This is a genomic window from Paenibacillus sp. FSL H7-0690 (assembly GCF_037980415.1).
Lineage (GTDB): Bacteria > Bacillota > Bacilli > Paenibacillales > Paenibacillaceae > Paenibacillus_AQ > Paenibacillus_AQ odorifer.
In genome coordinates this window covers 5,961,380-5,975,452 of sequence record NZ_CP150281.1, presented here as the reverse complement: position 1 = coordinate 5,975,452, position 14,073 = coordinate 5,961,380, and the positions used below count along the sequence as shown (strand labels likewise).

The 14,073-nt window shown below is 42.3% G+C and carries 7 protein-coding genes; all 7 read left to right on the top strand.

Going from position 1 to position 14,073, the window contains the following annotated elements:
• Positions 1-64: 64 nt before the first annotated feature.
• On the top strand, positions 65-1,909 hold the full coding sequence (locus tag MHI32_RS26160; RefSeq protein WP_339169753.1) for a beta-glucoside-specific PTS transporter subunit IIABC: 1,845 nt from the start codon (positions 65-67) through the stop codon (positions 1,907-1,909).
• Between the two features lie 130 nt (positions 1,910-2,039).
• Positions 2,040-2,879 (top strand): PRD domain-containing protein, encoded by an 840-nt coding sequence (locus MHI32_RS26155; RefSeq protein ID WP_076144575.1) that lies wholly within the window; start codon positions 2,040-2,042, stop codon positions 2,877-2,879.
• A gap of 149 nt (positions 2,880-3,028) precedes the next feature.
• Positions 3,029-4,051, top strand: a complete 1,023-nt coding sequence (locus MHI32_RS26150) for an iron-siderophore ABC transporter substrate-binding protein (protein ID WP_076184809.1) — start codon at positions 3,029-3,031, stop codon at positions 4,049-4,051.
• Positions 4,052-4,059: 8 nt separating this feature from the next.
• A complete protein-coding gene (locus MHI32_RS26145; RefSeq protein WP_076130323.1) occupies positions 4,060-6,117 on the top strand; it encodes an iron ABC transporter permease in 2,058 nt (685 codons plus the stop codon).
• 545 nt (positions 6,118-6,662) lie between these two features.
• The gene (locus MHI32_RS26140) at positions 6,663-8,735 is read left to right on the top strand and encodes a penicillin-binding transpeptidase domain-containing protein (protein WP_340011324.1); all 2,073 of its coding nucleotides are present in this window, start codon (positions 6,663-6,665) and stop codon (positions 8,733-8,735) included.
• Positions 8,736-8,914: 179 nt separating this feature from the next.
• Positions 8,915-11,584: a copper amine oxidase N-terminal domain-containing protein gene (locus tag MHI32_RS26135; RefSeq protein WP_340011322.1), complete on the top strand. Its 2,670-nt coding sequence runs from the start codon at positions 8,915-8,917 to the stop codon at positions 11,582-11,584.
• A 198-nt stretch (positions 11,585-11,782) separates the two neighbouring features.
• Positions 11,783-14,029 carry an AraC family transcriptional regulator gene (locus tag MHI32_RS26130; RefSeq protein ID WP_036685428.1) on the top strand — a complete coding sequence of 749 codons (2,247 nt, stop codon included), beginning with the start codon at positions 11,783-11,785 and terminating at the stop codon, positions 14,027-14,029.
• Positions 14,030-14,073 lie beyond the last annotated feature (44 nt).

The window sequence follows — 14,073 nt, the reverse complement described above, 5'->3', positions numbered from 1 at the left end:
TTAGGTTTTTTTGTGTTCCCTGATATCCGTGATTAATTGATCTGTTACAGAGGGGTGTATAAAAATGAGTTATGAACAGCTAAGTAAAGACATTATTCAATCTGTCGGTGGGGAGAAAAATATTAACAATGTGATTCATTGTGCCACGCGACTAAGATTCACACTTAACGATGAGCAAAAAGCTGATAAAGAAAATTTGGAGAAAATGAAAGGGATTATTGGGGTCGTTAGCAAAGGGGGACAGTTTCAAGTTATAGTGGGTACCCATGTTGCTGATGTGTATAAAGAAATTGCCAAATCCATATCCCCTAACAGTGACTCTGGCGAGAACAAGGTAAAGAAACCTATAGGGACTTTGATTTTTGATGTTATTTCTAGAAGCTTTTCGCCTCTGATTGGTGCTTTAGCAGGTGCGGGTATGTTGAAAGCGCTATTAACCGTACTTGCTTCGTTACATGTTCTAAGTGCGGATAGCGAAACTTACAAAGTATTAGCCGGCGCTAGTAATGCCGTGTTTTATTTTCTACCCATTTTCTTAGGGATTACGTTATCGATTAGGCTGGGTGTGAATGCTTATGTGGGTGGTAGTATCGGTGCGGCCTTACTTGAGCCTAATATTACGGGATTAGCAAGTGTTGAATCTCCACATTTTTTAGGTATTCCTTTAGTAATTTCGGACTATTCATCAAGCGTGTTTCCGATTTTTATCGCCATCTGTATATACGCTTTATTGGATAAGCAGCTAAGAAAGTTTATACACAAGGATTTGCAGATGTTCTTAGTCCCTATGATATGTTTGATTGTGATTGTGCCGTTAACTATTTTAGCGTTCGGACCGTTTGGCGTGAATGTAGGGAATTTAATTGGAGACGCTATTTTGTTCCTCAGTACGAAAAGCGGTATTGTTACGGGAGCAATTGTGGGAATAGCTTGGACGTATTTGACTGTACTCGGATTGCACTGGGGACTTGTGCCAATTATTCTTGAGAATATTGCTAAGGGTGGAGATCCGATATATGCAATGGCCGGCATGGCCATCTTCGCTCAGCTGGGTGTAGCGTTGGGGATCTTCCTGAAAACAAAGGACAAACAGTTGAAAACATTGGCCGGCAGTACATTTATACCAGGCGCGCTTTCCGGTGTAACAGAACCTATTATTTACGGATTGCTGACTCGTTACAAACGAACTTTCATTTATGTAACCATTGCCGGCGGAGTAGGTGGAGCACTTAGTGGTCTTTTCAAAGTGAAGATGGAAGTCTTCGCATTTGTCAGCGTATTAAGTCTTCCTGCATTCTCTCCGCTGGCCGTTCAAGCGATTATAGCAGGAGTGACCATTGTATTGGCTATGGTAATTACCATGGTATTTGGTTATGAAGATAAAAAGAAAGTGAATATTGTAGAAGAAAAAACGAATACTGAAAAAAGCGAGGTTATCCTCCCTCACGCCGTTAAAAGTTCAACCGTTGTAAGCCCTCTGGCTGGTAACGTAATCCCGTTAACCTCAGTAGATGATGCTGCCTTTGCTTCAGAAGCAATGGGCAAGGGGATTGCAATTGAACCCACAGAAGGTAAGCTTTATTCACCGGTAAGTGGAGTTGTATCCACTATTTTCAGAACAGGTCATTGTATTGCGGTAGTATCGGATGAGGGTGTTGAGGTCTTGATTCATATCGGTATAGAAACCGTGAAGCTAAAAGGTAAATACTTTGATGTGAAAGTGCAAGAAGGAGCAACAGTTAAACAGGGTGATCTATTGATTGAGTTTGATTTTGAACAAATAAAAAATGAAGGTTATCAATGCACAACGCCGATAATTATTACCAATACGGCTAATTATAGTGATGTGATTGGTACCAATAAAACAGCTATTACACCGGGTGAAGATCTGCTGACTGTTGTAGTGTGATCTATTGAAGAGTCATAAGGTATGAATGGAATCGATCTCTTAGTACTGCTACTTAGAGATCGATTTTTTATTATAGAATACTATAAAAAAGTGCTAGCTTCGTAAAAATGAAAAGGTAAGGAGCTGTAATATGCGGATCGAAAAAGTGTTAAACAACAATGTTGTTACTGTCATAGATGACCAAAATTTTGAACTAGTAGTCATGGGAAGAGGACTGGCCTTTAAGAAAAAACGTGGAGACTTTTTAGAAGAAGATAAAATTGAAAAGATATTCACTTTAAGCAATCAAAAACTTTCAGATAAGCTAAAAACGCTGCTTTCCGAGATTCCAATCGAGCACATGGAGCTCTCAGAAGAGATTATCAACTTCGCCAAACTGCAGCTCGGTAAAATGCTGGATGACAGTATTTATGTTAGTCTGACAGATCATATCAGTTTTGCGCTGGAGAGATTCTCAAAAGGGATGAAGATTAAAAACGCCATGCTTTGGGAAATCAAAAAATTCTATAAAGAAGAATATGAGGTTGGGAAAGCTGCGCTTCAAATTATACATTCCAAGCTCGGAGTCAGACTTCCCGAAGATGAGGCCGGACATATTGCGCTCCATCTGGTGAATGCAGAACTAAATGAAGAGATGCCTAACATGGTGAATATCACCAAGATCATGAACGACATCCTAAATATCGTGAAGCGCCATTTCAGGCTAGAGTACGATGAGGAGTCCCTTGCTTATTACCGTTTTATCACTCATTTGAAATTTTTTGCACAACGTCTCATCAACGGTACTCCACCTCCTGATAATGAGAATGGCTTATTTATTTTGGTAAAGCAGCAGTATAAGGAAGCTTTCGCAAGCGTTGAGAAAATTAAAATCTATATTGATAAAACATATAATCGGGAGTTAACAAATGATGAAATGCTGTATCTGACCATACACATTGAAAGAATTACAAACCAGATCATGGAGTAGGGACGGTTAAGCCTTAAATTTTAACTTTGACTTTCGGGAGAATCGCGTATAAGATTACTTATATGTTTTCTGTGATAATCATTATCAATAGATTGATAACTGTTATCATAGAATAAACTTCGAACGTTGAATCCAGGGGGATAAAGTAAATGCACAAAAGGTTAATTAGTTTATTTATGGTTGTTGCTATCATATTGGTCGTATCAGGCTGTGGTACTAACCAAAAGAATAATTCAACATCGAACGCGGGAGCAACTGACAAACCAGCTGCTGAAAACGCGGGCAGTGAATCTACAAGCGGTCCTATTGTTTTAAAGGATTCTAAAGGTGAGATTACGCTGGACAAACCTGCGCAAAGAGTTGTGGTATTGGAATGGACCTTTACGGAGGATGTTATTGCACTGGGAGTGCAGCCAGTAGGTAACGCAGATAACGAAAACTATAAGCTGTATGTGACTTCTGAAGCACCACTTGATGCAAACGTGACTGATGTTGGTTCCCGTGACGAGCCAGATCTGGAGACAATTGCTTCATTAAAGCCTGATCTGATTATTGCCAATACGGGTGGGCATGAAGGAATTTATGATCAACTTAAAAGTATCGCTCCAACATTGATTTTCGGCTTGTATCCGAATGAAGGAGAAGGTAATCAGTACACACTGATGGAAGATACTTTCAAAACAATTGCAGCGGCAGTAGGTAAAACAGCAGAAGCCGATAAGGTTCTTGCTGATTTGGATGCACATTATGCAGATGCAAAGGCAAAGCTGGCTGATGCAGGCAAAGAAGGCTTGAACTATGTACTGACACAAGCATACAGCTACCAGAATGCAGCAACGATGCGTCTTTTTACAGATAATTCACTTGCGGTACAAACTTTGGATCGGATCGGTCTGAAAAACGACTGGAAACCCGAAAATTTCGAAGTTTACGGATTCAGTACCTCTACAGTTGAGGCATTGCCTGCGGTTCAGGATACAAATCTAATCTATATCGTCCAAGAGGATGATAATATTTTCACGAAAGAACTGAAGGATAATTCCGTTTGGAATGGCCTTAACTTTGTAAAAGAGAATCGCACCTTCGGATTGAGCAGTACTACTTGGGTGTTCGGCGGTCCGATCTCCTCCAAAGTTATCGTGGATGAAGTTGTAAATACATTAACGAAATGAGTGCGGTTATGAACGAAAAGAGTAGCAAAGAAGCCTCTATCGGCATGAACTGGCGGATCATTGGAATATTTGGGGGCGGCTTTGCCGTCCTCTTCATTCTGTTCGTTTTAAGTTTGGGCTTTGGGGAAGCCAAGATTCCTGCAGCTACTGTAATAGATGGTTTGCTGAATCGCCAAGATATAATGGAACATAATCTGCTCTGGGATATCCGCATGCCACGTACAGTTATTGGTCTGCTGGCCGGGGCTGCTCTGGCTGTGGCTGGGGCATTATTGCAAACTATAACGAAGAACCCGCTTGCTTCCTCAGATACACTTGGGATTAATGCCGGGGCATACTTTATGGTCGTGCTTGGTATGGTAGCTTTTCCTGCTTTGCAGCATGAGTTTCCATTTTTGCTCGCAGTTGCAGGGGGACTGCTTGCTGCTTTAGCCGCTTATTTATTGAGTGGAGGCAAGGCAGCCACACCTGTTCGGCTGGCTTTGTCAGGTATGATCGTCTCCATGGTGCTCGGAGCGTTTACATCGGCCATACATATTTTTAAAAGAACAGAAACACAAAATCTGTTTTTATGGGGTTCAGGTTCCCTAATCCAGTTGGATTGGGACGGTGTTATATATGCCTGGCCTTTTGTCGTAGTGCTGCTATTGGCAGCGATATTTGCCGGCAGACAATTTGATGCGCTGGAGCTCGATGAGTCAACCGCTCGTTCACTTGGACAGCGAGTAGGGTTAATTCGGGCGACAGGACTTGGCCTATCGGTATTAATGGCTGCGGTTGTAGTCAGCGTGGTTGGACCGATTGGCTTCGTCGGCTTAGTGGCTCCCCATCTCGTCAGACTTAGTGGGATTCGCAAGCATCGCCTGCTCATTCCTGCAAGCGCGTTGTGGGGAGCCTTGCTCATCACGGCAGCGGATACGCTAGCGCGTGTAGTGCGAAGCAGTGTGGGTGAAATGCCTGTTGGTGCAGTTATGGCGATTATTGGAGCCCCGTGGCTCATTTGGCTGGTACTCACCAAGATGAAAAATATATCGGGCTCAGGCGCTGGCCAATCATCGATGAGTATCGGTGGGGCGGGACTGCGTCTGCGCTTTGTGCCGACGGTTATAGTTATGACCGTGCTGCTCATTGTTATTATCCTCGTAAGCTTATCGTTTGGGGGAACAAAAATACCGATCAGTGAATTGCTAAGTAGTCTGTTCCATAGGGGGGATCAATCCTATTCCGTCCTGCTGAATTTACGGCTTCCCCGTACACTCGTAGCGGCTGCAGGAGGGATCGCACTTGCAATCAGTGGTGTATTGATTCAAAGTGCTGTTCGAAATCCATTGGCAGATGCTTCTATTATTGGTGTGACCTCAGGGGCTGGCTTTGGTGCTTTGGCCGTAATGACCGTTTGGCCAGCATTGACGGTATTTGCAGTTCCGCTTGCCGCAATCGTGGGTGGGGCACTGGCTGCTGCTTTTGTCTTTTTTATGGCCTGGCGCAGGTCCTTGAATCCATCGGTTCTGATCTTGCTTGGAATCGCAGTCTCTGCTATTGCCTCTGCGGGAATCCAGGTCATGATCGTCAAAGGAAGTTTATGGAGCAGTAGCTCCTTAATTTGGTTAACGGGTTCGACTTATGGACGAAGCTGGAATCAATTTTACATCCTATTTGCATTCCTGCTTGTACTTGTTCCGATTGCATACTATTTGGGCCGAAAATGCGATTTGTTGGCATTTGGTGACGAGAGTTCAACAGGATTGGGCTTGCCGGTTCGAGGAACGCGGCTTTGGGCTATGATTATCGGCGTTTTGCTTGCAGCGGGAGCCGTTGCAAGTGTGGGAACAATTGGCTTTCTCGGACTCATGGCGCCGCATGCGGTGCGGATGATGATTGGTCATCATACGAGACGCTCGATTGTTTTGTCAGGATTACTTGGCGGCTTGATGCTCGTCATTGCCGATACGCTCGGAAGAACCATAATGGCGCCGAAAGAAATCCCTTCAGGCCTTATTATTATGCTGATTGGGGCTCCGTATTTCTTGTTTCTAATGTACCGGTCACAGGTTAGAAAAGTGTAGATTTTGTTATAAGAAAAAATCAGGGGGTGCCCCAGCAGCCGTAAAATGGCTGCAGGGGCACCCCTGATTAATTAGAGCTTACTCCATCTAGAACGCCTCAAACATCGTTTCATTCGTTTAAGATTTCCCTCCCTTACGCTACAGCTATCGGACACAGATGACCTTAAACGCAGCTTTATTTCGCATTTGAAGTGCCAACGGACCGCATAGTCGCTATTGGTATGAAAAGCACCCGATTTGCCCTTCTTCCTATGAAATAACGTCATTGGAGTCCGAAACCAAGCTCCAAAGGCTAAAAATGCGCATATAACGTCATCTGAGTCCGTAGGCCTCAGCGAATGTTGAGAATTTATTGGTGCAGGCCACCAACGCCCATAAACAAAAAGCAGCGATTCTCCCATACCGGGGAAAGCTGCTTTTTTAATTGGATATTATCGATTTGTGAACAATTATTTAACTATTATTCTTAATTTTGTATATTTCCGTTTGCTAGTTTATACTTTAATCTTATGCTGTAGAATTTTGGAAATAAGGAGTGGGATTATGTGAGGCTCTTCGACAGAAAAGGTGTACAAGACGACAGCAAAACTATTAACAACTCTGGCGAATTAAGAATCAATATTTTTTTCTTTAGCACTTTTATTATTTTTTGTGTGATTATCCTACGCCTTGCGGTCTTGCAATTTGTCGAAGGACCTACGTTATCTGAAGCTGAGGCTAATCGGGATACGAAAATAGTGGCATTATCGGCATTGAGAGGGAATATCCTCGCTGCTGATGGTGAGAAATTGGCATACTCAACGCCCGTTCAATCTTTGTACCTTACTTTGGATAAGGAATATACCGCAACAAAAACAGATAAAACTACGAAAAAAGTTACCTTAACTGCTGAGGCAAATAATAAATCAAAGGCACTCGCCAGCAAGTTAGCAGAAGCCTTCGAAACTTATGGTGATCCTAATGAGAAAAAACTAACCACAGAAGAGATCCTTGAGTCTATGGATTTATATTCAAAAAAACTCTCTGGTTATGTAGCACGAAGAATTAAATCAGGTTTAACTAAGAAAGAAATCGCTTATTTTTTAGAACACAAAAACGAATATCCAAACCTTGAAGTGATAGAGGAAAGTAGCAGGCATTATGATACCGATACGGTGGCTGTACAAGCTGTTGGTTACGTGAAATTTTTTAAATCCTCTACTAGTTTAGATCTTTATAAGGATGTACTTCAGGCGATGAAAAATAATCAGAACCCTGGACTTAACTATAAAGAGGATGAGCTAGTAGGCTTTGATGGCTTGGAGCTGCAATACCAGAAGGAGCTTCGGGGACAGAATGGTTATAAGGAAGTTTCCGTAGATCCGCAGAATATGGCGGAAAAAATTGTCAGTATTGAACCCCCGGTCAAAGGAAGCACTATCTGGACGACCCTTAATAAAAAAATCCAGCTGAAGACCGAAGAAGCCATTAAAGATCAGATTCAGTGGTTGCATTCACACACCGTTCAGGGAGAAACACATCCTGATGCTTTAACAGGTTACGCTGTAGCCATGGAAGTGGATACAGGTAATGTTATTGCTATGGCAAGTATGCCTGACTATGATACCAACAGCTGGGCTACGGGTTCGATCTCTCCAGAGGTGTATAAAAAAATTGAAAAGCATTACCAAAATGGAACGATAACTCCATACTCATCAGGAAGATCAGGGCATAATTTTGAATCCACCGTGCTGCTTGGTTCGACCATAAAACCATTGAGTGTGTTAATTGGCTTAAAAGAGGGCTTTATAAGTACTTCTTCTACCTATCAAGATAAAGGGATCACCTCATTTGGTAGGGAAGGACATGAGACTAATGTAAGGAACTCATCCAATCATGTATACGGCTCTTTGTATCCTTATACAGCCATTGAAAAATCTTCAAACGTATATATGGTTGATATGATCGGGAAAAAATTGTACGACAAATACAAGTCTAAGGGCATTGGGGTATGGGACACATATATGAAAGAATTCGGTCTAGGTGTGCCAACAGGGATAGGTTTACCAAGGGAATACTTGGGTGATTTGAATTATAAAGCTGAAGCTAAAGCGGGTTCAGTTCAGTCGGCACTTGTTTATGCTTCTTTTGGGCAGCAGGGACGTTATACCGTTCTTCAGTTGGCGCAATATGCGGCTACACTAGCCAATGAAGGGCAACGAATCAAACCACAGCTAGTAAGCAAGATCACGGACTCCAAAGGTAAGGTTATCAAAGAATTCAAACGGGATGTGCTTGATGAAGTGACTACTTTCGATAAATCCTATTGGCGGGAGATAAAGAAAGGGATGAACAGTGACGTTAAAGGTGCCTTCGGTGATTTCCCCTATGATTTTGCGCGTAAAACAGGAACTTCACAACAGACGGATAGTAAAAACATAAACCGTGATAACGGAGTGTTTATAGCTTTTGCACCACGTGAAAATCCAAAGCTTGCTGTAGCTGTAGTTATTCCTGAAGGCGGATTTGGATCTAGCAGTGCAGCACCTGTAGCGAGAAAAATTTTTGATGCTTATGATTGGGAGTACGGATTGGATGGAATTCCGAAGAAAAATGTGGATAAAAGTATCAGCGAATAACACAAAGGAGAGAGCGCACACTGCGCTTTCTTTTTCTTTTTACAGAGCGGTTTATGGCGGATCGAAGGAACGGGTTCAAGATTAAAATATTGTAACCATAATGCGTGAAACTTTTATCCTAGTAGGAGCGTCAAAAGGTTAGGAAAAAAATGTATTCGTCATTCCAGGAGGGTGAATCTGTGAAGAAGGTATGGATTTCTATTTTAGTGGGCTTATTAGTTTTGCCGATGATGTTTCAATCTTCAGTGAAAGCTGCTACTGCGCCCATCAGTATTTTTATTGACGGGGTTCGATTGTCCACAGATCAAGCACCGGTGATGGTAAATGGACGGACGATGGTACCCCTACGGGCAATCTTTGAAGCCTTTAATGCCACCATCAAGTGGAATCAGAAAACACAAACTGTAACTGCAACTAAAGATGATACAACGATTATGTTAAAGATTGGCTCAAAGACAGCCACGATTAACAATAAAGCTGTAACTCTAGATGTGCCGGGTCAGAATTTAAAAGGAAGAACGATGGTTCCTACACGGTTTGTAAGTGAGTCATTGGGTCATGATGTGGGTTGGAATCCAAGTACCAAAGTGGTGACCATAACGACTTCCGGCGGTAAAACTGGAACTGTAAATCCGGCATCGAATGTACAGTTAAAGGATGTAAGTGATAACGGTGACGGCCGTGATCTCCAGGTCAGCTTCACCCAATCTTCTAATGAAGCTCTTGTGGATCATTACCGGGTAATGATTGTAAAGGCTTGGAGCACTTTTAATATCTCATCTGCACAAAAGGTTACATCCGCCAATTATTCTACTGTTTTAGCTACAGGCACTAATCCTACGATTAGAATGACCGCAAATTCAAGGGATGTGGATGGTGACCTCATTAAAGGTAATCAAACCTATGTAGCTTATGTTTTCGCAGTGGGCAAAGGCAATAATACCAGCGCTCTCTCGTATAGTTCTTCGACTATATCGCTTAATACTAATACTGTAGTCGTTGCTCCAAGTAATGTACAAGTAAGTGATGTGAGCGATTATAGTGATGGCCGCGATTTAGCCGTAAGCTTTAATAAGGTATCGGATGAATCCAAGGTGAGTTCTTACCGGATATTTGTAGTCAAAGCTACTAATTATTCTTCTTTTAATTTGGCGGCAGCAAATGCTGTTAGCAGTTCAAATTACACACAGGTCAACAAAACAGGCTCCAATATCACTCAGATCCTATCGTCAGGAGCGAGGGATGTAGATGGAGCCCTCATTAAGACGGGAGTTGGTTACCGTGTGTTTGTTATGGGTGTAGATAGTGGCAGTAATACAGCCAATAATTTATTGTCTGCTGCTTCATCTGCGATTACGCTGTCCTCGGTCAATGTCTCTAATTTAAGTGTAAGCGACGTTAGTGACTTTGGAGATGGCCGTGATTTAAAAGTATCCTTTAACCACGCTACAGATGAAACGTATATTAGCCAGTACCGAATTCTAGTTGTGCCTACAGCTTATTCCAACAACTTTAGTTTATCTGAGGCGAATAATGTCTCCAGCTCTTACTACACAACGGTGAGCACAACAGGATCTAGCACCAGTCAAGTGTTAGCCTCGTCAGCAAGAGACGTGCGTGGTAATTTGATTAAGAATGGAACACCTTACAGAGTGTATGTGTTAACGATTGGAAGCGGGAAGAATTTGGGCACCAACATTCTCTCAACGGAGTCAACATTAATTACGTTGGTTGTCGACTACAATGTGAGTGCTGTCTACAATTTGGATGTAAGCGACGTAAATGATTATGATGATGGCCGTGATTTAAGAGTATCCTTTGACCACGCTACGAATGAAACGTATATTAGCCAGTATCGCATCCTGGTTGTACCTACTTCCTATTACAGCAGCTTCAGTTTATCTGACGCCAATAATGTGTACAGTTCCAACTACACAGCAGTGAGCACAACAGGATCCAGCACCAATCAAGTGTTAACCTCGTCATCAAGGGACGTGCGCGGTAACCTGATAAAGAGTGGAATCAATTACAGAGTATATGTATTAACCGTCGGAAGCGGGAATTACTCGGGCAGCAATGTTCTTTCTTCTGGTTCACCTTTAATTACGTTGAATGTAGATTACAAATTGGCTCCTATTTCGAGCTTGGATGTAAGGGACGTTAATGATTACGAAGACGGCAGGGATTTAAAAGTATCCTTTAACCATGCCACGGATGAAACGTACATTAGCCAGTATCGAATCCTGATTGTACCTACTTCCTATTACAGCAGCTTTAGTTTAACCCAGGCAAATGCGGTTTCTAGCTCCAATTACACAGCGGTAGGCACTTCAGGAAATAACACCAGTCAAGTCTTGGATTCTTCAGCCAGAGATGTAAACGGAAATTTAATAAAGAGTGGAATCAGTTACAGAGTGTATGTGTTGACGATTGGCAGCGGCAAGTACTCAGGCACTAATGTGTTGTCCTCAGAGTCGAATGCCATAACTTTATCCACTAAGCTGCCGGTAACCTCTGTCACCAATGTAACGTACAGTGTGGATGAGGGTAAAATACTAGTAAGTTTCAACCGTTCCTCTAACGAGTCTAACATTTCGGAATATCGAATTCTGGTGGTTCCGTCCAAACAAGGTTTTGGTTCAGCGGAAGCAATTGAGGTGAAATCCTCGTATTATACGTCGATAACGCCTAACGGAACGAATCCTACAATTGTAGCCTCGAGAAGAGATGTTAATGGTGCATTAATTGTTAAGGGTGTTAAATATAAAGTATATGTTCTTGCGGTAGCCAATAATAATGGCGTGCAGAGTGGTGGTCTTTCGGATTCAACGGAAGAGATTGAAATATAAGGATAGGGAATAAAATCATTATAATATAAGGCAAAAAACCTTCATTGAGCACTGGGCTTGATGAAGCGCTTTTTGCCTTGTTTTTTTGTTTTCTATTTTTTATAAAAATAGGGTTGCGATTATACACATTTAAAACATTTGGTTTAACCTATTGGAAGCGCTATAATTGAAAATAATTACATGCTTAAGGAGTCTATCATGAAAAGAGGCAGGATATTCTACAAGATTTTTGTTCCTATTCTGGTGCTGGGAATTGGCCTGGTTATTAGCTTCGGTGGCTATATTTATCTGACGACGATTAATTCGGTAAATGAAAGAGTAGCGGATGATAAACAGAGTTTAATTACTCAAATTAAAAACACCTTGGAACAGAAAATTCAGACCATCGAATACGCTTTTAATACTTACAGTACCACCAGTTCCTTCAGGGAGGTCGTGCAAAATCCGATCACCGAGCAGGATTTTGAGAAGTATCGCGAGATTAATTCCCAGCTTAACTACATTGCCAGCATGGGGATGGATTTTGTTAATTATTCTCTAATCAGTTTGGAGCAGAAATGGCAGATTTCCAATGGTAAGCTTTCACATTTAACGGAAGAAGAGAGCAGGACACTTTATGAGAGCTATATTAATAACCGTAGCCGGGGGTTGTTTTGGGTTAAGACGGATAAGGGTATCCGCTTTGTAAATACCCTGCCGGTATTCTCACAGACCAAACAGGCGATTGCCTTATCTGATATATCCCTTCAGACCTTGCAGAGCACCCTTCAGACCGAAGGAAACACACCGGTGTTTATTCTTAACCGGGAGGGTGAGCTTTTATATGAGTCGGAAACTGGAAAGTCCCTGCTGACTAATAATCAACTTAGCCATATCACTAATGTTGCTGGAGGCGGGGGGCAATTGGGGACGATTGCCATGGAGCGGGCTGATCACCAATCGATAAAAGCTATTTATGCTAAATCTTCTTATAATAATTGGATTTACGTAACTATTTTGGATAAATCAGAAATTTCTGATGCACTAAAGACAACCCGATTTGGGATTGTGATGATGGTACTGCTTATTACGTTGTTGATTGCGGTAGTCGCTTATGTGATCTCTTTGTATTTCACCAAGCCATTCCGGCAGATTCAGCGCCGATTATTGCCTGCCAATGCGGAGCTAGAGCCTAAGAATGAGGTAGACTGGATTATTAATTCGATTGATACCATCTTATCGGAGAAAGAAAGCCTAGAGGGTCTGATTGAGTCTGAGATGCCTAAGTTGGAAACTCAGTTTATTCTAAATCTGTTTCGTAGCCGGATATCCCAAGAAGAGCTTAATCTGGGTTTGCCTCGTTTCGGTTATGAGCTGTCACAGAATTCGGTGTATGCAACGCTGCTAATACAGCTGGATAACTATGGGGAACGGCAGGCTAGCGATAAGGATCTTCTGCTTGTAGCGGTTAACAAACTGGTGGAAGAGCTAATTCCGCAGGAGAAGCGGATGATTCCTATCCTATTAAATGACCGTACACAAGCAACCATCCTGATCTTTGAGGGAGCGAATGAACAGGAGAACCGGAGAATAGCACTGGACTATGCCAAGACAATTATTCGAACAGCTAGAGAGATCCTGAAACTATCCATTAGCGTTGGAATCAGCAATTTTTATGATAATTTATTGTTTAGTAGGGAAGCTTGCGAGATGAGTAAGCAGGCGCTGCATCATCGTTTAAATCTGGGCAAAGAGTCTATCATCTTCTATGAGGATATATCGAAGGTGATCTCGGGTCCAGTTCTACTGCATTATCCGTCTGAGTTTGAGTCCCAGTTATTTGACGCGATTCGGATTGGAGATGAAGAACAAGTCTCCTGTTCTCTGTATCCATTACTCGGGGAAATGATGAAGCACAGTAAGAACCCTTTGAATTTCGAAGTCACATTAATACGTTTCGTCAACAATCTGATTCAGCTGGAGCAGCTGCTGGGTGTAGAGGTTCTGCTGACAGAGGACAATTCTACGTTGTATCACCGATTGTTAGACATCCGTAATCCGGAAGAGATCGAACGCATTTTGGTCAAAGAAGTTATCCATCCGATGGTGACCAGCGTTAAGGAGAAGACAGACCGTCAGTTCCGCCTCTTATCCGATAAAATTGCGGTGATTGTCCGCTCGGAATTTGATCAGGACTTAACGCTAGAATTAATTGGTGATCGTCTCCATTACAGTCCGAACTATTTAAGCAGTATTTTCAAAAAAGAGTACGGGATGACGTTTAGCGAGTATCTGATGAACTATCGTCTGGAAATGGCTAAGAAGTGGCTGGTGGAAACGGATATGACCATTAAAGAGATTGCTGAAAGGCTGCAGTACCATAATCCACAGAACTTTATTCGATCCTTCCGTAAAAAAGAACATGTAACACCAGGTGCATACCGAACCCAGAAACAGGAGAAGTAAGGCGCTGAACACAAACAGCCAGCCCCGGGAGACCGGGGCTGGCT